This is a genomic window from Pseudomonas kairouanensis (assembly GCF_004682055.1).
GTDB lineage: Bacteria > Pseudomonadota > Gammaproteobacteria > Pseudomonadales > Pseudomonadaceae > Aquipseudomonas > Aquipseudomonas kairouanensis.
This window is the reverse complement of the sequence record NZ_QUZU01000010.1, coordinates 76,982-96,878: the sequence shown is the minus strand read 5'-3', so window position 1 is coordinate 96,878 and position 19,897 is coordinate 76,982. Positions and strand designations below refer to the sequence as shown.

Below are 19,897 nucleotides of genomic sequence, written 5' to 3'. Positions count from 1 at the left end.
AATCGTCGCACCGCCGCTCCCACACTGACCGAGTTCCTACAGGGAATTAGTGCGCCATTTTGCAGGGTAGGCCCATGCCGCAACCGTTCATCTTCCGTACCATCGACCTGGATGGCCAGACCATCCGCACGGCGGTGCGCCCGGGCAAGCCTCACTTGACGCCGCTGCTGATCTTCAACGGCATCGGCGCCAACCTTGAGTTGGTGTTTCCGTTCGTCCAGGCCCTGGATCCGGACCTGGAGGTCATTGCCTTCGACGTGCCGGGCGTGGGTGGCTCGTCCACGCCCAAACGGCCCTATCGCTTCCCCGGTTTGGCCAAGCTCACTGCGCGCATGCTCGATTACCTGGACTACGGCCAGGTCAACGCTGTGGGAGTGTCCTGGGGCGGCGCCCTGGCGCAGCAATTTGCCTACGACTACCCGGAGCGCTGCAAAAAACTGATCCTGGCTGCCACGGCGGCAGGCGCGGTGATGGTGCCGGGCAAACCAAAAGTGCTGTGGCTGATGGCAAGCCCACGCCGCTATATCCAACCGTCCCATGTGGTGCGCATTGCGCCGATGATTTATGGCGGCTCGTTCCGTCGCGATTCCAACCTTGCCGCCGACCACGCCAGCAAAGTGCGTTCGGCCGGCAAGCTGGGTTACTACTGGCAACTGTTCGCAGGGCTTGGCTGGACCAGCATCCATTGGCTGCACAAGATCCGCCAGCCCACCCTGGTGCTGGCGGGGGACGACGACCCGCTGATCCCGCTGATCAACATGCGCATGCTGGCCTGGCGCATTCCCAATGCGCAGTTGCACATCATCGATGACGGCCATCTGTTCCTGATTACACGGGCCGAAGCCGTGGCGCCGATCATCATGAAGTTTTTGGAAGAGGAGCGTATGCGTGCGGTGATTCATCCGCGCCCGGCCGTGTAAGGACCACACCGCCGCGCAACTTGCCAGGAACCGACTATGGTTCTGAATTGGCGTGCCTGTTTGATGGCTTGACGAAGGAGTGTTGGCTCATGCGAGAAAGACCCGTGACGAACCCGGCGCCCGCCCCGGCTGTGTTCATCAATGCGCAAAACGCAATCACCGGCCTCAGAGGAAGGGATTTGCTCTCGACCCTGCGCAGTGTGGCGGTTCACGGCCTGCGCAACCCGGTGCATACCGCGCGCCATGCGTGGGCGTTGAGCGGCCAACTGGGCCGCGTTCTGCTGGGTGAAACCGTGCATGAGCCCAATCCCAAGGACAGCCGCTTCATCGACCCCACCTGGACGCTCAACCCGTTTTACCGGCGCAGCCTGCAAGCCTACTTGAGCTGGCAAAAACAGACCCGTCACTGGATCGACGATCTCTCCTTGAACGCCGATGACCGCGCCCGTGCGCACTTCGCCTTCTCTCTGCTCAATGATGCGGTCTCGCCTTCCAACACCCTGCTCAACCCGCTGGCCATCAAGGAGCTGCTCAACTCCGGGGGCAACAGTGTGGTCCGCGGCGTGAGCAACCTGGTCGAAGACCTGCTGCACAACAACGGCCTGCCGCGTCAAGTGAGCAAGCACGCCTTCGAAGTGGGCAAGACCGTTGCCACCACCCCCGGCTCGGTGGTGTTTCGCAATGAGTTGCTGGAGCTGATCCAGTACAAGCCCATGAGCGAAAAGCAGTACGCCAAGCCGCTGCTGGTGGTGCCACCGCAAATCAACAAGTACTACATTTTCGACTTGAGCCCCGCCAACAGCTTTGTACAGTTTGCCCTTAAAAACGGCCTGCAGACGTTCATGGTCAGTTGGCGCAACCCGGATGTGCGCCACCGCGAGTGGGGCCTGTCCACCTACGTTGCGGCACTGGAAGAAGCGCTTAACGTGTGCCGTGCGATCACCGGGGCGCGCGAGGTCAACTTGATGGGCGCCTGCGCCGGCGGCCTGACCATCGCCGCGCTGCAAGGCCACTTGCAGGCCAAGCGTCAGCTGCGACGTATTTCCAGTGCCAGTTACCTCGTCAGCCTGCTGGACAGCCAGATCGACAGCCCCGCCACCCTGTTTGCCGACGAGCAGACCCTGGAAGCCGCCAAGCGCCGCTCCTACCAGCAGGGCGTGTTGGACGGTCGCGACATGGCCAAGGTATTCGCCTGGATGCGCCCCAATGACCTGATCTGGAACTACTGGATCAACAACTACCTGCTGGGCAAGGAACCGCCGGCCTTCGACATCCTGTACTGGAACAACGACAACACGCGCCTGCCCGCCGCGCTGCACGGCGACCTGCTGGACTTCTTCAAGCACAACCCCCTCAGCCATCCTGGCGGCCTGGAAGTGTGCGGCACGCCCATCGACCTGCAGAAGGTCACGGTGGACAGCTTCAGCGTGGCCGGGATCAACGATCACATTACGCCGTGGGATGCGGTGTACCGCTCCACACAACTTTTGGGCGGGGACAAGCGCTTCGTGCTGTCCAACAGCGGGCATATCCAGAGCATCCTTAACCCGCCGGGCAACCCCAAGGCCAACTACGTCGAAAACCCCAAGCTGAGCAGCGACCCGCGCGCCTGGTACTACGACGCCAATCACGTCGAGGGCAGCTGGTGGCCGCAGTGGCTGGAGTGGATCCAGCAACGCTCGGGCGTACAGCGCGAAACCCTCACCGCCCTGGGCAACCAGAATTACCCACCGATGGAAGCGGCGCCCGGCACCTACGTGCGGGTGCGTTGAGCTCAACGATCACTTTAAGAAGACTGGATGAAGACCCGCGACCGTATCCTTGAATGTGCCCTGCAGTTGTTCAACCAGAAGGGCGAACCCAACGTGTCGACCATGGAGGTGGCCAATGAAATGGGGATCAGCCCCGGCAACCTCTACTATCACTTCCATGGCAAGGAACCACTGGTGCTTGGGCTGTTCGAGCGGTTCCAGAACGAACTGGCACCGCTGCTCGATCCACCGGCGGATGCTCAACTGGAGGCACAGGACTACTGGTTGTTCCTGCACCTGATCGTCGAGCGCATGGCCCATTACCGCTTTCTGTTCCAGGACCTGTCCAACCTGGCGGGGCGCCTGCCGAAGCTGGCCAAGGGCATTCGCAACCTGCTCACGGCGCTCAAGCGCACCCTGGCGTCACTGTTGGCACGCCTCAAGGCTGCGGGTCAGTTGGTCAGCGACACTCAAGCGCTTGGGCAGTTGGTGGAGCAGATCACCCTGACCCTGCTGTTCTCCCTGGATTACCAGCGGATCCTCGACCGCGAAGGCGAAGTGCAGGTGGTGGTCTACCAGATCATGATGCTGGTCGCGCCGCATCTACTGCTGCCTGCACGGCAGGCAACTGAGCGTTTAGCATTGCGCTATTTAGATAATCCTACTTAACCTACAACACCAAGAAAAATGTCTTACAGGTGTAACCTCATCCCGGATCACCGAACTGCTGAGTGAATTTGAACAGCTCGCTGTCAGACTTTATACCCAACTTTCGATAAGCCGATTGTTTCTGGGTACTGATCGTACTTGCACTGCGGGAGAACTTTGCCGCAATTGAGTTGACGGACATGCCATCGAGAAAGCAGCGCAACACTTCCTGCTCTTTTGGCGTCAAGCTGGCATTCAAACGCACGGGGGAGGAAAGCTGCACCCTCGACTGGACAGTGGCCACATCAAACATTGGCTGCGAGGCCTGCAACCCCGGCAACATACAAGGCTGCAGGTAAATTCTGCCCTGGGCTACCGTCCGAATCGCCGTGATCAACTCAGTCAGGTTCTGGGTCTTGCCCAAAACGCCCCAACTTCCAGCCTTCAGTGCCAGCGAAACTGTTGCAGGGGTGTAATGGGAGGAGACAACCACAGACTTGCAAGTGCTGAACCGTCTGTTGAGCGCCTGGATCAAGCTCAGACCATCGATGTCGGACGGCCCAAGCACAAAGTCCATCACCACGACGTCCGCAGGCTGCCTGGCCAGTGCCGTCAACAACTCCCTGGCCGTGCCGAATGAGCCGACCACGCTCAGGTCCGCCTCTTTGCTCAGGCCCAACTCGATCCCCTGCCGAACCATTTCATGGTCGTCCAACAACATGACCGTGTGCACATTAGAAATTGAAGTAAGCATCAATAGACCCGCACAAGTGAATGCCGCTTAACCCAAGCAACCTCTAATAGTTATGAACACGGTATATCCCAGCCAATCCCGAGTATCAATACAGAAAAACAACAAGCTTGACTCTTTCAGGAGAGTCTTACAGCAACATCTTACACCTCAAAGTCAATGCAACTATTTTTATAAAATGAGCAATTTTCGAGTAATCACGAGATAAACCTCGTCACTTCTCTATAGGCAATAAACACGCACATAGACAAATATGCCTTCCCGCCTGGCTGAGGCCCTCGATGTAATTATCGAGCCAGGGCCTATCACAAGCCGGAGCGGGTCATACCGATAACTCACGACTGGAAATACTATGAAATTCAATGCGCTTTCCACTGTTGCGGCAGCTCTTACCTTGGCCGCTGCTGTATCGCAATCGGCACATGCAGCGATTGACGGCAACATCAACTTTTCCGGACAGGTAAACGATACGACTTGCACCGTCGAAGGCGTTGCACCAGGCACGGGTGCAGTGGTCAAGGACGTCAACCTGGCGAGCGTCTCCGCCTCGCGCCTGGCAAACCCAGGTGATCGCGCCAACCTGACCGGTTTCACCATTCGTGTGGGTGGGCCAGGCCAAGGCAGTTGCACCAACGGCCGAACCGCTATGGTTCTGTTCGACCCAACCAGCCCGGCCATTGACGTGGCAACCGGCCGCTTGAACATCGATGGCTACGATGATCCGTCCGATACCACCAACGCCAAGAACGTCCAGGTAGAGGTGACTAACCGTGACGGCTCGCCGATTCACGTCTACACCGAAAAATCCGAAGGGGTAGTGATCGCCGACAACCAGGCCGTCATCCCACTGGCTGCACAGTTTTACGCAACTGCGCCAGCCACCGAAGGGTTGATCAAAACCCGCGTCGGCTTCACCGTCGTATACGCCGATTAAGGGGCAAGCCGGCCTGCACCAGCAGGCCTAGCCTGCATGGGGCCTGCGCGAACTGCGCGGGCCCTTCCCCAGATTCGATGAGATCTCGCGACTATGAAAAAATTGGCCTGCCTCGCGCTTGCGACCTGTGGCTTAGGACTGTTGTTGCTGCAAGCGCTTCCCGCCCATGCAGGCGTCATCATCTACGGCACCCGAGTGATCTACCCTGCCGACCAGCAGGAGGTCGTCGTGCGACTGGAGAACAAAGGCGACCGCCCGGCATTGGTACAAACCTGGCTGGATACGGGTGACATACGTTCGACGCCAGCAACAGCGCAAACGCCGTTTACCCTTTCGCCGCCGATCTTCCGCATTGAGCCCTACCAGCAACAAGCGATGCGCCTGCGCTATTCCGACGAGCCCGTGCCAGCCGACCGCGAAAGCCTGTATTGGCTCAACGTGCTGGAAATACCACCGGTTACTGCCGGCAGCGAGCAAAACAACCTGATCGAACTGGCATTTCGGACCCGCATACGGGTGTACCTACGTCCGTCCAAACTGCCTTACCCCGTGGGCAGCGCCCCGGCAAAACTGCAGTGGGCGCTAGTGAGTCACAACCAAGGGTTTGCCTTGCAAGCGACCAACCCCACGCCATACCACATTTCCCTGACGTCGGTGGACTTGCTGAGCGACGGTAAACGGTTCAGCAAAGCCGCAAACCAGGAGCCCAATGACAGCCTGATGATGCCGGCGGGTGACGTAAAGCTGTTTGCATTACCCCAACTGCGTAATCGTCCCAACGGCAAGCCCCAAGTCGAGTTCACCACCGTCAGCGACTACGGTGCCCGTGTGCGCCACTCGGCTGACTTAACCCCTCCCGCCGAGCGATGACCGTCGTATGAACGCCAATTACATTTCACATCAATCAATCAAGTTCATGACGTTGGCGCTTGCGCTGTTGGGTGCCGTTGCGGCGCATGCGAGCGTTGTGATCAACAGCACGCGGATTATTTACCCGCAAAACGACAAGGAGGTGACGGTCAGGCTTGAAAGCAAAAACCAGGCCCCGGTGCTGATCCAGACATGGCTGGACAGTGGCGACGAGCACTCAACACCGGACGTGGTCGGCCCCCCTTTTATCGCCACGCCGCCGATCTTCCGCATGGAACCGGGCAAGCAACAGGTCGTGCGCCTGGCGTATACAGGCGAAACCTTGCCGTCGAAACAAGAAAGCCTGTTCTGGTTCAATCTGCTGGAAGTGCCGGCACAAGCGCAGGACGCCCAACAGAGCAATCAGTTGCAACTGGCCTTCCGCTCCCGAATAAAGCTGTTCTTCCGGCCGTCGAATCTGCCTTACGGAATCGAAACAGCCCCCGAGAAATTACAGTGGCGTCGCGAATCCGCCGCGCAGGGTCAAGTGCTGGAAGTCTATAACCCCACGCCTTATCACGTAACGTTCGAGCAGGTCGAAGTCCTGGACTCAAAACAGCGTCACGCCCGCAAGGCCGCAAGCTCCAGCGCTGAAAACATGGTGGTACCCGGCGGGCGCAGCCGATTTGAACTGCCCAGTCTTAAATCGCCACCCAGTAAGGAAGCCACCGTGGAGTTCGAAACACTCGATGACTTTGGAGTAAAGACGTCTCACAGCACAAAGCTTTCGACATAGCCGACGAGACCTGACGGACAACCGCCGCCCACCCGTTACGCGCTTATTTCACACGTTCAGTTGATGCCCATTTTTCAGGGCAGGGCTTCCCTTTGCCCGAATTCCGACAGCACCTTTTTTGGAAATGGTAAACATGAGTCCGAACACGCCCGCCAGCGTAAGAAATTGGTCCCTGACACGTCCTCGATTGACGCTTACGGCGCGTTGCCTATTGCTGCTAGGCGGCGCCCAGGCCATGAGTGCCCATGCGGTCGAAAACGTCGAGTTCAACCCAGCCTTCTTCCCGGATGGTGAAGGGGGCCAGCAGGTCGATGTTTCAAAATTCAGCAAAGGCAACATTGTGCTACCCGGCAGTTATCGCTCCGAGGTCTACCTCAACGGCCAGTGGCTTGGCCGCGAAACCCTGTCCTTCATTGCCGTGCAAGGCAAGGACTCCGCGCAAATGTGCCTTGAGCGCGAGGCGTTGCTGCGGGTTGGCGTTGACCTGGACGCGGCGCAACAGCAAGCCGCCGACACAGGCGGGCCGCTTTCATCGCCGTTTGAGAGCTGCGCCGATATAGCCACCTATCTACCAGGTGCCAGCAGCCAATTTGACTCAGGCGAAAACCGCTTGGACCTCCAGGTGCCGCAGATCTACCTCACACGCAAGGCGCGTGGCTATGTCGACCCGAAGTACTGGGATAGCGGAGTTGATGCCGCCTTCGTGCGCTATAACGCCAACACCTTCGCAACCCGCACCAGCGGCCGCGCCAGCAACTCCCATTATCTGGGCCTGAACACCGGCCTCAACCTGGGTGACTGGCACTGGCGCCACAACGGCAGCTTCAGCCAGACAGAAGTCGGCTCGGGCTATCAAAGCAGCAGCACCTATCTACAACGCGAAATAAGCCCGCTGCGCTCACAACTGGTGATGGGCGAGATCTACACCCCCGGCGAGCTGTTCGACAGCGTGCGCCTACGCGGAGCCAGCCTGTTCAGTGATGACCGGATGCTGCCGGATTCCCAGACCGGGTTTGCCCCTGTCGTGCGTGGCATCGCCGAAACCAATGCTCGGGTCACCGTGCGCCAGCGTGGCGTATTGCTGGATGAAGTCAACGTGGCGCCCGGCCCGTTTGTACTCAACGACCTGTTCCCCACGGGCTACGGCGGCGACCTGACCGTCACAGTAACCGAAGCCGATGGCCGCCAACGCGAATTCATCGTGCCGTTTGCCGCCAACGCCAACCTGTTGCGTGCAGGCCATAGCCGTTACTCGATGAGCTTCGGCCTATTGGACGAAATTGGCCTGAGCAATCCGCCCAAGCTGATGCAAGCCACTTACCAGCACGGTCTGAGCAACTTGCTGACCGGCTACACCGGAGCGGTGGTGGGCGAAGACTATCGCTCGCAGTTACTGGGCACCGCATTCAATACCCCGTATGGCGCACTGTCTTTTGACCTGACCAACTCCAACGCCTACCTGCCGGGCTACGGTTCCCGCCAGGGACAAAGCGTGCAGTTGCGCTACAGCAAGAACTTCACCGATACCGGCACCCACTTTGCCCTTGGTGCCTATCGCTACTCCACCGAAGGCTTCCTGAGCATCGGCGATGCGGCGCGGGTTCGGGACCTGGCCATCGAGGGACGCAGCCTGGACAACCTGTCGCGCATCCGCGACAGGATGGACATCAGCCTCAACCAGAGCCTTGGCAACGGTTCGGTGTACCTCACCGGCTCCTCACAAAACTACTGGAACCGTGCGAGCGGCAACGTGACCTTCACCGCAGGCTATACCAGCAGTTGGAAAGGCATGAACTACACCCTCAGCGCCCAGCGCACCACGGATCTGCTGAGCGACAGGGTCGACAAGCAAGTGGAACTGAGCGTGAGCCTGCCGCTGGGCACCGATGCACGCTCTCCAACCCTGACCACCACGGCCTTTCGCGGCAGCCAAATCAGCGGCGAACGCCTGAGCCTCGGTGGCACCCTGGGCGAGCGCAGCGAATTCAGCTACGGGCTGGGGGGCAGCCGTACCCAAGGCAGCGGAAATGCAATGAGCGCCGATATGAAGTACCAGGCCAGTCTTGGCGTGCTGTCCGCAGGCTACGGGCAGAGCAGTGACTACCGGGCGACTTCCCTTGGCATCACTGGAGGTATCGTGGCCCACGCCGGCGGTGTGACCTTTGCCCCGGAACTGGGCGACACCATCGGCATCGTCCAGGCGCCTGATGCCCAGGGTGCACGGATCAATGGCAATCACAGCGCCCAGGTGGGCAAGAGCGGCTATGCCGTAGTGCCATACCTGACGCCCTATCGCCAGAACGTGGTTGAGCTAGACCCCAAAGACCTCTCCGTTGACGTGGAGCTCAAGACCGCCTCGCAAAACGTCGCACCGCGCGCGGGCTCGGTGGTGAAGCTGCAATTCGACACCGTCAGCGGCCAGGCCCTCCTGGTCACAGCACTGCGTGAGGATGGCAGCCCTATGCCGTTTGGCTCGGATGTGTTCGATGAAGACGGCAACAGCGTGGGCATCGTCGGCCAGGGCGGCAAGGCGTTTGTGCGCGTGGCGCGACCGCAGGGAGAGTTGACCGTCAAGTGGGGCGGCGGAGCCAGCGCCACATGCCGGTTGAGCTATGACGTGGGTGAGAAGCCCGCCTCTGAAACCGCCGAGCGCCTGCGCCTTCTGGATGCAGGTCGTTGCGACAGTGACTTACGTTTGCAGGACTGAAGATGAAACGTTCAATAAAACTTATATCGACACTGCTGGTACTGAGCCTGCCGATCGCGGCGCAAGCGGCCTGTGACCGATACCCCAACGCAGTCAATAACGTGTCCTTTCCAGCCACCATCAGCGTGGCCGACAGTTTGCCAGTGGGTGCGTTGATCACCAGTCGGCCCTTTGGCGGCAACTTTCCAATCGTAATAATGAACTGCAGCGGCACCACCTGGAACACGAGTATTGGGCGGTATACCTCACACATATCCCTACCGGGCATCAACGGCGTTTACATCACCAATGTACCGGGGATCGGCATGCGGGTTTCTGGCCATTTCCAGGGTGGAGCCAAGCATGTTTTCTCGCTGCAGAGCTCTAATACGCCACTCGCCCCAGGGGCTCATATCCATAACGTGGTCGACATGCAGGCGGAGTTCTACAAAATCGGGCCCGTCCAAAGTGGGACGATCCCTGCAGGCAACCTCTGGGACAACAAGTATTCGGGAAATAACGTTCAACGCATACTGCTGAACAACTCGGTCAATTTCGTCAACCCGGCTACCACTTGCGACCTGGCCGCGGGCGACGTCAACCGAACGATTACGCTACCCGATGTACAGGTCAGCGCATTCAACAGCGATGTTTACTCAGGTGTGCGCGACTTCGACTTGACGGCGAACTGTGCCAAAGCATCCAACGTAACCTTCCGCATCTCCGGCACGCCAGCCCCCGGCAACGCCTTGCTCTTCGCCAACACTGGCTCGGCGGGCGGCGTGGCGCTGTGGATGTACTCACGTATCAACGGTGTGCCCGCCACGATCAGCAATGGCGGCACTCGCACCCTGGTGGTTTCCGGCAACCGAGCCGTGCTGCCGCTCAGCGCCGCGTATCACAAGAACGGCACGGTCAGCCAAGGCACGTTGGTCAGTACCGCCACAGTCAACATTACCTACAACTGACAACACAGGGCTGATGGCAGGGCGCCGCAGCCTCCTGCGAGTGAGGGCCATACATGTCACACAATGGATATGAACAATGAAACCGACAATAAAGTTCAGTTCGACACTGCTAGGTCTTGGACTGCCAATCACCGCTCAGGCCCTGTGCTCTTCTTATCCGAATGTTCAATATGGCGTCACCTTCCCAAGCACCATCACTGTTCCAAAATCCCTCCCTGTTGGAGGGATGATCACCAGCAGGACATTTGACGGCCCTTTTCCACGCCTGGTATTTCGCTGCGGCACCGGCATGTTCCAAACGTGGACCGGGCGGTTTTCATCAAGCTCATCGGCGCCAGGAGGGGAGATTTATCACACCAATGTGCCTGGCATCGGGATGAGGATCATACAAGCCGACAACTACGAGTCGCCCTATAGCGTGTCACTGCGAAATGGAAGCAAGACATGGCCTTCAAACAGCACCTACACACACCACATCACCACAATGCGGGCGGAATTTTTTAAGATGGGGCAGGTAACCACTGGGACATTGTCTGCTGGAAACTTGCAGGACTCTTCCTTGGATGGAAGCAGGGGTCGTATTCAGAAACGGCTCAATAATTCGATACGCTTCGTCAACCCGGTAGCCACCTGTGACTTAGCTACCGGCGACGTCAACCGCACCATTACGCTATCCACGGTGAAAGTCAGCGCTTTCAACAATGCCGTCAGCGCAGGTGCGCGCAATTTCGAGCTCACAGCGAACTGCAGCGACGCCACCAATGTGACGTTCCGGTTTACCGGCACTCCCGCTACAGGCAACACCTCACTTTTTGCCAATACCGGCTCGGCGAGAGGGTTGGGTCTTTGGCTCTACTCACGCATCGGCGGTACCTCACAAACCCTCAGTAACAACGGCACACGGACAGTCGCTGTTTCCGGCAACCGCGCGGTATTGCCACTCGGCGCGGCCTATCACAAGAACGGCACGGTCAGCCAAGGCACATTGGCCAGTACCGCCACGGTCAACATCACCTACAACTGAAACCGCGAGGAAAACCTGATGAAACTACAACACCTGCCACTGTTGCTCGCGATGACTGCGGGCCTTGCCAGCACAGCAGTCCAGGCTGCTACGACAGGCACTTTGCGTTTTGTCGGCCAGGTCAATGCAGGCACCTGCAATCTGGCCGCCGGAGACGAGAACCGCACCATCACATTACCAACGGTTAAAGTTTCAGACTTCGACAAAACCGTCTATGCGGGCGAGCTGGATTTCAACATATCGGCCGATTGCGAGTCGGACATCCGAAACGTGATTTTCCTGTTCGCCGGAACGCCCTCGCCTGGCAACGGCTTGCTGTTCACCAATACGGGCACTTCAGACGGTACGGCGCTTTGGCTAAGATCTGGCGCAACCATCCCCGCCAATGGTACTACCGAAGAACGCAGTCGCACGGTTGCCACAAGCGGCAACAGAGCTGTTCTACCGTTGCAAGCTGCCTACCATAAATCCGAAGGCGCAGTTACCCAGGGTACGCTGGCCAGCGCTGTTACTGTTTCCATCACATACAACTGATATGGTCCTGCAGCGCATAGGCAAAAAAATGCCCAACCTCTACAGGCCGGGCATTTTTGTATCCCGAAAAAATCAGGACTGACTGGATGGCGTCGGGGTTACCGGCGTAACAGTCGGGGTCACAGCCGCTGGCGTCGGCGCGGACACCGAGTTGGCGGTGGAAGCGCTTGGCGTTGGCTCGGTGGCTGGCTTGGCTACCGCAGGCTTCTTCGCTACCGCAGGCTTCTTCGCGGCGGCGGGTTTGGCAGCCGGTTTCGCGGCGACAGGCTTGGCAGCGGGTTTGGCCGCTGCAGTTTTGGCTGCCGGCTTGGCAGCAGGTTTAGCGGCGGCCTTGGCTGCTGGCTTGGCAGCAGGTTTAGCCGCCGGCTTGGCGGCAGCTTTTTTAGCGGCCACAGGTTTTGCGGCAGGCTTGGTGGCCGGTTTGGCCGCTGCGGTTTTGGCAGCAGGCTTGGCGGCAGCCTTAGCCGGGGCCTTGGCCGCTGCTTTTGCAGCCGGTTTGGCGGCGGCTTTTACCAGTGGCTTGGCGGCGGTTTTGGCCGCTGGTTTGGCGGCTGCGGTTTTAGCGGCAGGCTTGGCAGCCGGTTTGGCAACGGCGGTTTTCACAGCAGTCACTTTGGCGCCGGTGAGTTTTTCGATTTGCTTGGTCAGGGTGTCGACCTTGCTGTGCAATGTCTTCAGTTCGGCTTTGCTAGGCACGCCCAGTCGCGAAATAGCACTGTTGAGGCGCTTGTCGAACGTCTCTTCCAACTTGCCCCAAGCGTCAGAAACGCTCGACTTGGCGGAGCCGGCAGTTGCCTTGGCCGCTTCGACTTTTTTACCGACTGTGCTCTTGGTCAACTTCTCGGCCTTCTCACCGTCCTTGACCAAGGTCTCGAAGTACTTGCCGCCGTCACTGCTAACCTTCGAGTACACGCCTAAACCAGCAAGCCAGATTTTACGGGAATATTTTTCAACTTCCCCGACCCACGAGCTGCCTTCTTTCTGAGTAGTCTTTTTAACAGCCATCCCGATGTCTCCTTAGTGTTTACGCGCGACACGTTCGAGCAATGCCGTCAGCTCTTCGAGCTTAGCAGAGAGTGTCTCCACGTCATGTTTAGACGCAATGCCGATTCGATTCAAGGCACTTGCAACGCGAGTATCAAAAGCTTTTTCAACTTTATCCAGCTGAACTTCTACCAGACCTTTGACGGAGGAGACATTACTCTTTACTTGGTCAATCTGACTGTTGGCGGCATCAAGTTGTTCAACTGCAACTTTTTTACCTTTACTTTCAACATGTTGACCAGCTTTAACCAGTTCTTTGAAGTAGTCGCTGCCCTCGCTGCCAACCTTGGCGTAAGCCCCCAGGCCCGCGAGCCAGATCTTGCGGGCGTAGGATTTAACGTCACTCAGGGCAGTGGTCTGGGCGTCGATTTTTTTCTTCAGGATAACTTTAGCCATGGTGCACCTCACACAGGAAAGGGGGGAGGAACGGCCCACAGGAGTTGAGGGCTTGGGCACAAAGTAGGAGGAAAAATTAGAATCGGCACCCTAGAACACAACGATCAAGCCAGCGCTTTATCCAGGGCCTTCTCGATTTCGGACTTGATAGTGCCACTCATGGCCGACATCAACAGCCCCAGTTCCACATCGATGCGCAGCGAATCATCGGCCACTAGTACCGTGCCTTTAACTCCTGAACGCTTGAGGTTCAAGGTATCGCCAGACCACGACGACTCCAGGCCATATTGGCTTTTGAGTTTATCGGCCAACTTGTCGGCCTTTTCCCGTGCACCTTCCTTACCCAGCGAATGCGCACGCTCAACGGTTATACGGGCCATTGCAATGACTCCTCTTTATAGCGGTTTGGATACCTTCGATGCGGCAAAAGGTCTCGGTGGCCGTCCATCTTACCTGCAGCCTTGCCAAGACAAAGCAGGCCTTGGGGATTATCATGTCCCGCATTCTCTTTTGGTGACAGCGATATGACTGATCAGCGCAAAGGCAGCGATGCCGAACCCACCACTCACTTCGGCTTCAAGAACGTCCCGGAAAGCCAAAAGGCGGAAAAAGTCGCTGAGGTGTTCCACTCCGTAGCCGCCAAGTACGACCTGATGAACGACGTGCTCTCCGGCGGCATGCACCGCCTGTGGAAGCGGTTCACCATCGAACTGTCAGGCGTACGCACCGGCAACCGCGTGCTAGACATCGCCGGCGGCACCGGCGACCTGGCGGCCAAGTTCTCCAAGCTCGTCGGCCCTACCGGCCAGGTGGTGCTGGCGGATATCAACGGCTCCATGCTCAAGGTCGGTCGCGACCGCCTGTTGGATAAAGGCGTGGCCGGCAATATCGAATTCGTCCAGGCCGACGCTGAAAAGCTGCCGTTCCCCGACAACCATTTCGACTGCGTCACCATTGCCTTCGGCCTGCGCAACGTCACCCACAAGGAAGACGCGATCCGCTCCATGCTGCGCGTACTCAAGCCGGGTGGCCGCCTGTTGGTGCTGGAGTTCTCCAAGCCGACCAACGCACTGATGTCCAAGGTCTACGACACCTACTCCTTTGCCTTCATGCCGTTGATGGGCAAGCTGATCACCAATGACGCCGAGAGCTATCGCTACCTGGCCGAATCGATCCGCATGCACCCCGATCAGGAAACCCTCAAGTCCATGATGGTAGACGCCGGTTTTGACCGCGTGACCTACCACAACATGACCTCCGGCATCGTCGCCCTGCACCGCGGCATCAAGCCCTGATGCTGCTCGCCGGTCTTCTCGCCAGCGTTGAGCACGGCCTCAACCGTGTACTGCGCCTGGACAGCACGGCCTTGGCGCGGCTTGCGCACCTCAACGGCAAAATCATTGCCGTGGACTGCCGCAGCCCCGCCTTGCAGCTGTTTATCCTGCCCAGCGATGAAGGCCTGCTACTGGCCAGCGAATGGGCCGCCGAGGCCGACTGCACCTTGCGTGCGCCGGCATCGAGCCTGCTGCACCTGGCACTGAGCCGCAACAAGACTGCAATCTTGCACAGCGCCGAAGTGGAGCTGGAAGGCGACAGCTCGGTGCTGATGGACCTGGCCGCCGTGCTGCAAGACCTGGAGCTGGACTGGGAATACGAGCTGTCACGCTGGATCGGCCCGGTGGCCACCCAGTTGATCAGCGGGCACCTGCACAGCCGCAAACGCTGGTACCAGCAAGGGTTCGCCAGCCTCAACCAGAACCTTGCCGAATACCTGAGCGAAGAATCGCGCACCCTGGTCGGGCAACGGGAAGCGCAAGCGCGCTTTCGTGAACTCGACAAGGCCAAAATCGACCTGGAACGCCTTGAGGCACGCTTCGAGCGCCTGAGCCGTTCCCTTGATCCAAGCGATAACGCATGAAGCTGCTTGCCGTCCGCCGTTTGTTTCGTATCCAGCGCGTCGTAATCCGCTACCAACTCGATGACCTGCTGTTCGCCCTGCCGTTGCCCTGGTTCCTGCTGGCGGTGCGCTATGTGCTGCCGTGGCGCTGGTTCCCGCGCAAGAAGCTGGAGCTGAGCCGTGGCGCGCGCTTGCGCCTGGCACTGCAGGACCTGGGGCCGATCTTCATCAAGTTCGGGCAAATCCTCTCCACGCGCCGCGACTTGCTGCCTGAGGACATTGCCGACGAGTTGATGCTGCTGCAGGATCGCGTGCCGCCGTTCGACTCCCAACAATCGATGAAACTGATCGAGGAGCAACTGGGCCGGAAGATCAGCGAGGTGTTCAGCCGTTTCGACGTGGACCCGCTGGCCTCGGCCTCGGTAGCGCAGGTACACGCGGCACAGCTGAAGACCGGCGAAGAAGTGGTGGTGAAAGTGATTCGCCCTGGCCTCAAGCCAATCATCGGCCAGGACCTGGCGTGGCTGTTCATCCTCGCCCGCGCCGCCGAGCGCTTCAGCGCCGATGCGCGTTTACTGCACCCGGTGGACGTGGTCGCCGACTACGAAAAAACCATCTACGACGAACTCGACCTGCTGCGCGAAGCCGCCAACGCCAGCCAGCTCAAGCGCAACTTCGAAGGGTCACCGTTGCTGTATGTACCCCAGGTTTACTGGGACTGGTGCCGCCCCAAGGTGCTGGTGATGGAGCGCATCTACGGCGTGCAGGTCACCGACCTCGCCACCCTGGCCGACCAGCGTACCGACATGAAGATGCTGGCCGAGCGCGGCGTAGAGATCTTCTTCACCCAGGTGTTCCGCGACAGCTTCTTCCACGCCGACATGCACCCGGGCAACATTTTTGTCAGCACCGTGACCCCTTGGAGCCCGCAGTACATTGCCATTGACTGCGGCATCGTCGGCAGCCTGACCCCGGAAGACCAGGACTACCTGGCACGCAACCTGTTCGCCTTCTTCAAGCGCGATTATCGCCGCGTGGCGCAGTTGCACATCGATTCGGGCTGGGTACCGGCCGAGACCAAGCTCAATGAATTCGAAGCGGCGATTCGTACGGTGTGCGAGCCGATCTTTGAAAAACCACTGAAAGACATTTCCTTCGGCCAGGTACTGATGCGCCTGTTCCAGACCGCGCGCCGCTTCAACATGGAAGTACAGCCGCAGTTGGTGCTGCTGCAAAAAACCCTGCTGAACATCGAAGGCCTGGGCCGTCAGCTGTACCCGGACCTGGACCTGTGGAACACCGCCCAGCCGTTCCTGGAACGCTGGATGCGCGAGCGGGTCAGCCCGAAAACCCTGATCGGCAACCTGCACAGCCAGTTCGAACAATTGCCGCACCTGGCCAATATGACCCGCGACTTGCTGGAGCGTATGTCCCAACCCCATGCCAAGGATCCGCCACCGCCGTGGCACAGGCGCAAGGACGACTGGTTCCTGCGCCTGCTGGGTGCCGCGCACCTGGTGGGTGGCGTGATGCTGGCGATTGGCGGGCCGTTGAATCAACTGGGCCATTGGCCGGCGGGCATCATGGTCGCCGTGGGTGTTTATCTGATCGTGCGTCGATAGCCAATCCGGTTATACACTGTCGCAATTTGCCGGAGCCGAACATGAAAGACTGGCTGGACGAAATCAAGTGGGACAGTGACGGCCTGGTGCCAGCCATTGCCCAGGACTACAAGACCGGGCGCGTGCTGATGATGGCCTGGATGAACCGCGAGGCCCTGAGCCTGACTGCCGCTGAGCAGCGCGCCATTTACTGGTCACGTTCGCGTGGCAAACTGTGGCGCAAGGGCGAAGAGTCCGGGCACGTACAGACCCTGCACGAACTGCGCCTGGACTGCGACGGCGATGTCGTGATCCTCAAGGTCGAGCAGATCGGCGGCATCGCCTGCCACACTGGCCGTCACAGCTGCTTCTATCGCGTATTCGAAAACGGCGAATGGAAGATTGTGGAGCCGGTGCTCAAAGACCCGCACGCCATCTACTCGGCAGGACACTGAACATGAGCGATACCCTCAACCGCGTGGCCCAGGTGCTGGAAGAGCGCAAGGGCGCGGATGCCGACAGCTCCTACGTCGCAAGCCTCTACCACAAGGGCTTGAACAAGATTCTGGAAAAGCTCGGCGAAGAATCCGTCGAGACGATCATCGCCGCCAAGGACGCGCAAATCAGCGGCGATTGCAGCGACGTGATCTACGAAACTGCAGACCTTTGGTTCCACAGCCTGGTCATGCTCGCCCAACTGGGGCAGCATCCACAGGCAGTGCTGGATGAACTGGACCGTCGCTTTGGCCTGTCCGGGCACGCCGAAAAGGCCTCGCGCCCGACTACCTGACTAACTTTCACAGAGGAATTGCAGCATGGGCATTTTTGACTGGAAACACTGGATCGTCATTCTGGTAGTGGTGGTACTGGTGTTCGGCACCAAGAAACTCAAGAACCTGGGCACTGACGTGGGCGAGTCCATCAAGGGCTTTCGCAAAGCCATGAACGATGATGAAAAACCGGCCGACCCTGCCGCCAGCCCAGTACCACCGGCTCAACCGGTGCACCCGCAGGCCGCCCAGCCGATCACTGAGCGTCGCACCTTCGACGTGCAGGCTGAAAAAGTCGAAGAGCCGACCCGCAAAGACTCGTGAGCACTGACTAATGTTTGGTATCAGCTTCTCTGAACTGCTGCTCGTCGGCCTCGTGGCCCTGTTGGTACTGGGGCCGGAACGCCTGCCCGGTGCCGCGCGCACGGCCGGCCTGTGGATCGGGCGCCTGAAACGCAGTTTCAACGCCATCAAACAGGAAGTTGAACGGGAAATCGGCGCCGACGAGATTCGCCGGCAACTGCACAACGAACACATTCTGTCGTTGGAGCAGGAAGCCCGGAAGATTCTGTCGCCGGTGCAAGAACCGGAAAAACCGGCGGCGCCCGTGGCCGAGCACAGCATCGCACCGGCGCCCGTCGTCGAAGCCACGCCCGCCGCGCCTACCGAGCCAGCACCGGCGCCCGTCGCGCCGCCTGCTCCCCATGACCCTACTTTGCCGCCGCGAGCCCCATGAGCGCTGATAAACCGGAAAACGACCAGCATATGCCGCTGGTCTCGCACCTCACCGAGTTGCGTACCCGCCTGCTGCGTTGCGTAGCGGCCATCTTCATCATCTTTGCCGGGCTGTTCGCCTTTACCCAGCAGATCTATACCTTCGTCTCCACGCCCCTGCGCCAGTACCTGCCGGCCGGCGCGACGATGATCGCCACCGATGTGTCGTCACCGTTCCTCACGCCGCTGAAGCTGACCATGATGGTGTCGCTGTTCCTGGCGATTCCGGTGATCCTGCACCAGATCTGGGGCTTTATTGCACCGGGCCTGTACAAGCATGAAAAGCGCATCGCGGTGCCGTTGCTGGTGTCGAGCATCTTGCTGTTCTACACCGGCATGGCGTTCGCCTACTTCCTGGTGTTCCCGCTGATCTTCAAGTTCTTCGCCGCCGCCACCCCGGCCGGCGTGGAGATGATGACCGACATCACCAGCTACCTCGACTTCGTGATGACGCTGTTCTTCGCCTTTGGCGTGGCCTTCGAAATCCCGGTGGCCGTGGTGCTGCTGGTGTGGATCGGCGTGGTCAACGTGGCGTACCTGAAGAAGATCCGCCCGTACGTGATCATCGGCTGCTTTGTGGTGGGCATGATCCTCACACCGCCGGACATCTTCTCCCAGACCCTGCTGGCCGTGCCGATGTGGATGCTGTTCGAGATTGGCATCCTGTTCAGCGGCCTGATCAGCAAGCGCGGCGAACACCCGGATGACCAACCCGCCGACGACGACCAGCCGCCAGCGACCCAGCCGTGAACCTGCTGCTGCTGGAGGAGGCCGATTTCATCGCGGCCGACCGTGTGGTGCTGCGCGACCGGCGCCTGGTGCACATGCAGGAAGTCCACCGCGCCGCCGTAGGTGACAGCCTGCGGGTCGGGCGCCTCGGCGGGCTGATGGGTAATGCCCACCTGCTGCGCCTGGAGAGCGGTGAGGCCGAACTGCAAGTGAGCTTCGACCAGCCTCCACCGGCCAAATTGCCCCTGACCCTGCTGCTGGCCCTGCCCCGCCCGAAAATGTTGCGCCGGGTGCTGCAAACTGTGGCCGCCATGGGCGTGCCCAAAGTGGTACTGGTCAACAGCTACCGGGTCGAGAAAAGCTTCTGGCAAACCCCGTTCCTGGAGCCTGACGCCATTCGCGAGCAACTGATCCTGGGCCTGGAACAGGCGCGGGACACGGTACTGCCCGAGATCGTGATCGAAAAACGCTTCAAGCCTTTCGTAGAAGACCGCCTACCGGCCATGGTCGAAGGGACCCTCGGTTTGATCGGCCATCCCGGCGATTACCCGGCCTGCCCCCGTGGGCTGGATGAACCGGTGACCTTGGCGATTGGCCCAGAGGGAGGCTGGATTCCCTACGAAGTGGACCTGCTGGCCAAGGCCGGCATGCAGCCGGTGCAACTGGGCGCACGTATCTTGCGAGTCGAGACCGCCGTCACCGCCCTGCTCGCCCGCCTCTTCTAACACCAATCCAAACCCCATGTGGGAACTCGCTTGTGTGGGAGCTGTGCCAGGTCGGGAGACAGGGCACATCACCCCCACTTTTCGCCCTGATTCCTACAGA

The 19,897-nt window shown here is 59.5% G+C and carries 23 protein-coding genes; 19 read left to right on the top strand and 4 right to left on the bottom strand.

Annotation, left to right across the window (positions count from 1 at the left end; genetic code table 11):
* The first annotated feature begins 74 nt into the window (after positions 1 to 74).
* From phaZ to DYL59_RS10815, 3 genes are all read left to right on the top strand, one after another.
* Positions 75 to 920, top strand: a complete 846-nt coding sequence (gene phaZ / locus DYL59_RS10825; RefSeq protein ID WP_135289178.1) for a poly(3-hydroxyalkanoate) depolymerase — start codon at positions 75 to 77, stop codon at positions 918 to 920.
* 89 nt (positions 921 to 1,009) lie between these two features.
* Positions 1,010 to 2,692, top strand: coding sequence for a class II poly(R)-hydroxyalkanoic acid synthase (phaC, locus tag DYL59_RS10820; RefSeq protein WP_135289177.1), 1,683 nt, complete (start codon positions 1,010 to 1,012; stop codon positions 2,690 to 2,692).
* 27 nt (positions 2,693 to 2,719) lie between these two features.
* A complete protein-coding gene (locus tag DYL59_RS10815) occupies positions 2,720 to 3,340 on the top strand; it encodes a TetR/AcrR family transcriptional regulator (protein WP_135289176.1) in 621 nt (206 codons plus the stop codon).
* 37 nt (positions 3,341 to 3,377) lie between these two features.
* Here DYL59_RS10815 and DYL59_RS10810 read toward each other — a convergent pair whose 3' ends face one another.
* Positions 3,378 to 4,040, bottom strand: a complete 663-nt coding sequence (locus DYL59_RS10810; protein ID WP_135289175.1) for a response regulator transcription factor — start codon at positions 4,038 to 4,040, stop codon at positions 3,378 to 3,380.
* A 382-nt stretch (positions 4,041 to 4,422) separates the two neighbouring features.
* Here DYL59_RS10810 and DYL59_RS10805 point away from each other — a divergent pair, with 382 nt between their 5' ends.
* The 7 genes from DYL59_RS10805 to DYL59_RS10775 all read left to right on the top strand — a co-directional run bounded on the left by DYL59_RS10805 (position 4,423) and on the right by DYL59_RS10775 (position 11,861).
* A complete protein-coding gene (locus tag DYL59_RS10805; RefSeq protein WP_135289174.1) occupies positions 4,423 to 5,004 on the top strand; it encodes a fimbrial protein in 582 nt (193 codons plus the stop codon).
* 93 nt (positions 5,005 to 5,097) lie between these two features.
* On the top strand, positions 5,098 to 5,874 hold the full coding sequence (locus DYL59_RS10800; protein ID WP_135289173.1) for a fimbria/pilus periplasmic chaperone: 777 nt from the start codon (positions 5,098 to 5,100) through the stop codon (positions 5,872 to 5,874).
* 7 nt (positions 5,875 to 5,881) lie between these two features.
* On the top strand, positions 5,882 to 6,649 hold the full coding sequence (locus DYL59_RS10795; protein ID WP_238340660.1) for a fimbrial biogenesis chaperone: 768 nt from the start codon (positions 5,882 to 5,884) through the stop codon (positions 6,647 to 6,649).
* A 133-nt stretch (positions 6,650 to 6,782) separates the two neighbouring features.
* Positions 6,783 to 9,356 carry a fimbria/pilus outer membrane usher protein gene (locus DYL59_RS10790; RefSeq protein WP_135289172.1) on the top strand — a complete coding sequence of 858 codons (2,574 nt, stop codon included), beginning with the start codon at positions 6,783 to 6,785 and terminating at the stop codon, positions 9,354 to 9,356.
* A gap of 2 nt (positions 9,357 to 9,358) precedes the next feature.
* Positions 9,359 to 10,303: a fimbrial protein gene (locus DYL59_RS10785; protein ID WP_135289171.1), complete on the top strand. Its 945-nt coding sequence runs from the start codon at positions 9,359 to 9,361 to the stop codon at positions 10,301 to 10,303.
* Between the two features lie 76 nt (positions 10,304 to 10,379).
* Positions 10,380 to 11,327, top strand: coding sequence for a fimbrial protein (locus tag DYL59_RS10780; RefSeq protein ID WP_135289170.1), 948 nt, complete (start codon positions 10,380 to 10,382; stop codon positions 11,325 to 11,327).
* An 18-nt stretch (positions 11,328 to 11,345) separates the two neighbouring features.
* Positions 11,346 to 11,861 carry a fimbrial protein gene (locus DYL59_RS10775; RefSeq protein ID WP_135289169.1) on the top strand — a complete coding sequence of 172 codons (516 nt, stop codon included), beginning with the start codon at positions 11,346 to 11,348 and terminating at the stop codon, positions 11,859 to 11,861.
* Between the two features lie 72 nt (positions 11,862 to 11,933).
* On the opposite strand, the gene DYL59_RS10770 is transcribed toward DYL59_RS10775, so the two are convergent.
* The 3 genes from DYL59_RS10770 to DYL59_RS10760 form a co-directional block, all read right to left on the bottom strand.
* A complete protein-coding gene (locus DYL59_RS10770; RefSeq protein ID WP_135289168.1) occupies positions 11,934 to 12,866 on the bottom strand; it encodes a phasin family protein in 933 nt (310 codons plus the stop codon).
* 12 nt (positions 12,867 to 12,878) lie between these two features.
* Complete coding sequence (locus tag DYL59_RS10765) at positions 12,879 to 13,301, bottom strand: phasin family protein (RefSeq protein WP_135289167.1); 423 nt, start codon at positions 13,299 to 13,301, stop codon at positions 12,879 to 12,881.
* A gap of 104 nt (positions 13,302 to 13,405) precedes the next feature.
* Positions 13,406 to 13,681, bottom strand: coding sequence for a polyhydroxyalkanoic acid system family protein (locus DYL59_RS10760; protein ID WP_135289166.1), 276 nt, complete (start codon positions 13,679 to 13,681; stop codon positions 13,406 to 13,408).
* Positions 13,682 to 13,825: 144 nt separating this feature from the next.
* Here DYL59_RS10760 and ubiE point away from each other — a divergent pair, with 144 nt between their 5' ends.
* From ubiE to DYL59_RS10715, 9 genes are read left to right on the top strand one after another with little or no spacing between them, the layout of a single operon-like run.
* Positions 13,826 to 14,596: a bifunctional demethylmenaquinone methyltransferase/2-methoxy-6-polyprenyl-1,4-benzoquinol methylase UbiE gene (gene ubiE / locus DYL59_RS10755; RefSeq protein ID WP_106577513.1), complete on the top strand. Its 771-nt coding sequence runs from the start codon at positions 13,826 to 13,828 to the stop codon at positions 14,594 to 14,596.
* On the top strand, positions 14,596 to 15,219 hold the full coding sequence (locus DYL59_RS10750) for a ubiquinone biosynthesis accessory factor UbiJ (RefSeq protein ID WP_135289165.1): 624 nt from the start codon (positions 14,596 to 14,598) through the stop codon (positions 15,217 to 15,219). Before ubiE ends, DYL59_RS10750 begins: the two co-directional genes overlap by 1 nt.
* A complete protein-coding gene (gene ubiB / locus DYL59_RS10745) occupies positions 15,216 to 16,820 on the top strand; it encodes a ubiquinone biosynthesis regulatory protein kinase UbiB (RefSeq protein ID WP_135289164.1) in 1,605 nt (534 codons plus the stop codon). Before DYL59_RS10750 ends, ubiB begins: the two co-directional genes overlap by 4 nt.
* A gap of 41 nt (positions 16,821 to 16,861) precedes the next feature.
* A complete protein-coding gene (gene hisI / locus DYL59_RS10740) occupies positions 16,862 to 17,254 on the top strand; it encodes a phosphoribosyl-AMP cyclohydrolase (protein ID WP_135289163.1) in 393 nt (130 codons plus the stop codon).
* Between the two features lie 2 nt (positions 17,255 to 17,256).
* On the top strand, positions 17,257 to 17,589 hold the full coding sequence (locus DYL59_RS10735) for a phosphoribosyl-ATP diphosphatase (protein ID WP_105522127.1): 333 nt from the start codon (positions 17,257 to 17,259) through the stop codon (positions 17,587 to 17,589).
* A 25-nt stretch (positions 17,590 to 17,614) separates the two neighbouring features.
* Positions 17,615 to 17,893: a twin-arginine translocase TatA/TatE family subunit gene (locus DYL59_RS10730; protein ID WP_135289162.1), complete on the top strand. Its 279-nt coding sequence runs from the start codon at positions 17,615 to 17,617 to the stop codon at positions 17,891 to 17,893.
* Between the two features lie 10 nt (positions 17,894 to 17,903).
* Positions 17,904 to 18,305 carry a Sec-independent protein translocase protein TatB gene (tatB, locus tag DYL59_RS10725; RefSeq protein WP_135289161.1) on the top strand — a complete coding sequence of 134 codons (402 nt, stop codon included), beginning with the start codon at positions 17,904 to 17,906 and terminating at the stop codon, positions 18,303 to 18,305.
* Positions 18,302 to 19,093, top strand: a complete 792-nt coding sequence (gene tatC, locus DYL59_RS10720) for a twin-arginine translocase subunit TatC (protein WP_049710428.1) — start codon at positions 18,302 to 18,304, stop codon at positions 19,091 to 19,093. The genes tatB and tatC overlap by 4 nt, the downstream gene beginning before the upstream one ends.
* Complete coding sequence (locus DYL59_RS10715; RefSeq protein ID WP_135289160.1) at positions 19,090 to 19,797, top strand: 16S rRNA (uracil(1498)-N(3))-methyltransferase; 708 nt, start codon at positions 19,090 to 19,092, stop codon at positions 19,795 to 19,797. The genes tatC and DYL59_RS10715 overlap by 4 nt, the downstream gene beginning before the upstream one ends.
* Positions 19,798 to 19,897: the final 100 nt, after the last annotated feature.

What these genes read in the sequence shown, in the direction of transcription:
- DYL59_RS10805 (WP_135289174.1), top strand. Translation starts at nt 4,423, where the DNA reads ATGAAATTCAATGCGCTTTCCACTGTTGCGGCAGCTCTTACCTTGGCC.
- phaZ (WP_135289178.1), top strand. Translation starts at nt 75, where the DNA reads ATGCCGCAACCGTTCATCTTCCGTACCATCGACCTGGATGGCCAGACC.
- DYL59_RS10775 (WP_135289169.1), top strand. Translation starts at nt 11,346, where the DNA reads ATGAAACTACAACACCTGCCACTGTTGCTCGCGATGACTGCGGGCCTT.
- DYL59_RS10760 (WP_135289166.1), bottom strand. Translation starts at nt 13,681, where the DNA reads ATGGCCCGTATAACCGTTGAGCGTGCGCATTCGCTGGGTAAGGAAGGT.
- ubiB (WP_135289164.1), top strand. Translation starts at nt 15,216, where the DNA reads ATGAAGCTGCTTGCCGTCCGCCGTTTGTTTCGTATCCAGCGCGTCGTA.
- ubiE (WP_106577513.1), top strand. Translation starts at nt 13,826, where the DNA reads ATGACTGATCAGCGCAAAGGCAGCGATGCCGAACCCACCACTCACTTC.
- phaC (WP_135289177.1), top strand. Translation starts at nt 1,010, where the DNA reads ATGCGAGAAAGACCCGTGACGAACCCGGCGCCCGCCCCGGCTGTGTTC.
- DYL59_RS10730 (WP_135289162.1), top strand. Translation starts at nt 17,615, where the DNA reads ATGGGCATTTTTGACTGGAAACACTGGATCGTCATTCTGGTAGTGGTG.
- DYL59_RS10735 (WP_105522127.1), top strand. Translation starts at nt 17,257, where the DNA reads ATGAGCGATACCCTCAACCGCGTGGCCCAGGTGCTGGAAGAGCGCAAG.
- DYL59_RS10780 (WP_135289170.1), top strand. Translation starts at nt 10,380, where the DNA reads ATGAAACCGACAATAAAGTTCAGTTCGACACTGCTAGGTCTTGGACTG.
- hisI (WP_135289163.1), top strand. Translation starts at nt 16,862, where the DNA reads ATGAAAGACTGGCTGGACGAAATCAAGTGGGACAGTGACGGCCTGGTG.
- DYL59_RS10750 (WP_135289165.1), top strand. Translation starts at nt 14,596, where the DNA reads ATGCTGCTCGCCGGTCTTCTCGCCAGCGTTGAGCACGGCCTCAACCGT.
- DYL59_RS10765 (WP_135289167.1), bottom strand. Translation starts at nt 13,301, where the DNA reads ATGGCTAAAGTTATCCTGAAGAAAAAAATCGACGCCCAGACCACTGCC.
- DYL59_RS10790 (WP_135289172.1), top strand. Translation starts at nt 6,783, where the DNA reads ATGAGTCCGAACACGCCCGCCAGCGTAAGAAATTGGTCCCTGACACGT.
- DYL59_RS10800 (WP_135289173.1), top strand. Translation starts at nt 5,098, where the DNA reads ATGAAAAAATTGGCCTGCCTCGCGCTTGCGACCTGTGGCTTAGGACTG.
- tatB (WP_135289161.1), top strand. Translation starts at nt 17,904, where the DNA reads ATGTTTGGTATCAGCTTCTCTGAACTGCTGCTCGTCGGCCTCGTGGCC.
- DYL59_RS10815 (WP_135289176.1), top strand. Translation starts at nt 2,720, where the DNA reads ATGAAGACCCGCGACCGTATCCTTGAATGTGCCCTGCAGTTGTTCAAC.
- DYL59_RS10770 (WP_135289168.1), bottom strand. Translation starts at nt 12,866, where the DNA reads ATGGCTGTTAAAAAGACTACTCAGAAAGAAGGCAGCTCGTGGGTCGGG.
- DYL59_RS10810 (WP_135289175.1), bottom strand. Translation starts at nt 4,040, where the DNA reads ATGTTGTTGGACGACCATGAAATGGTTCGGCAGGGGATCGAGTTGGGC.
- tatC (WP_049710428.1), top strand. Translation starts at nt 18,302, where the DNA reads ATGAGCGCTGATAAACCGGAAAACGACCAGCATATGCCGCTGGTCTCG.
- DYL59_RS10785 (WP_135289171.1), top strand. Translation starts at nt 9,359, where the DNA reads ATGAAACGTTCAATAAAACTTATATCGACACTGCTGGTACTGAGCCTG.
- DYL59_RS10795 (WP_238340660.1), top strand. Translation starts at nt 5,882, where the DNA reads ATGAACGCCAATTACATTTCACATCAATCAATCAAGTTCATGACGTTG.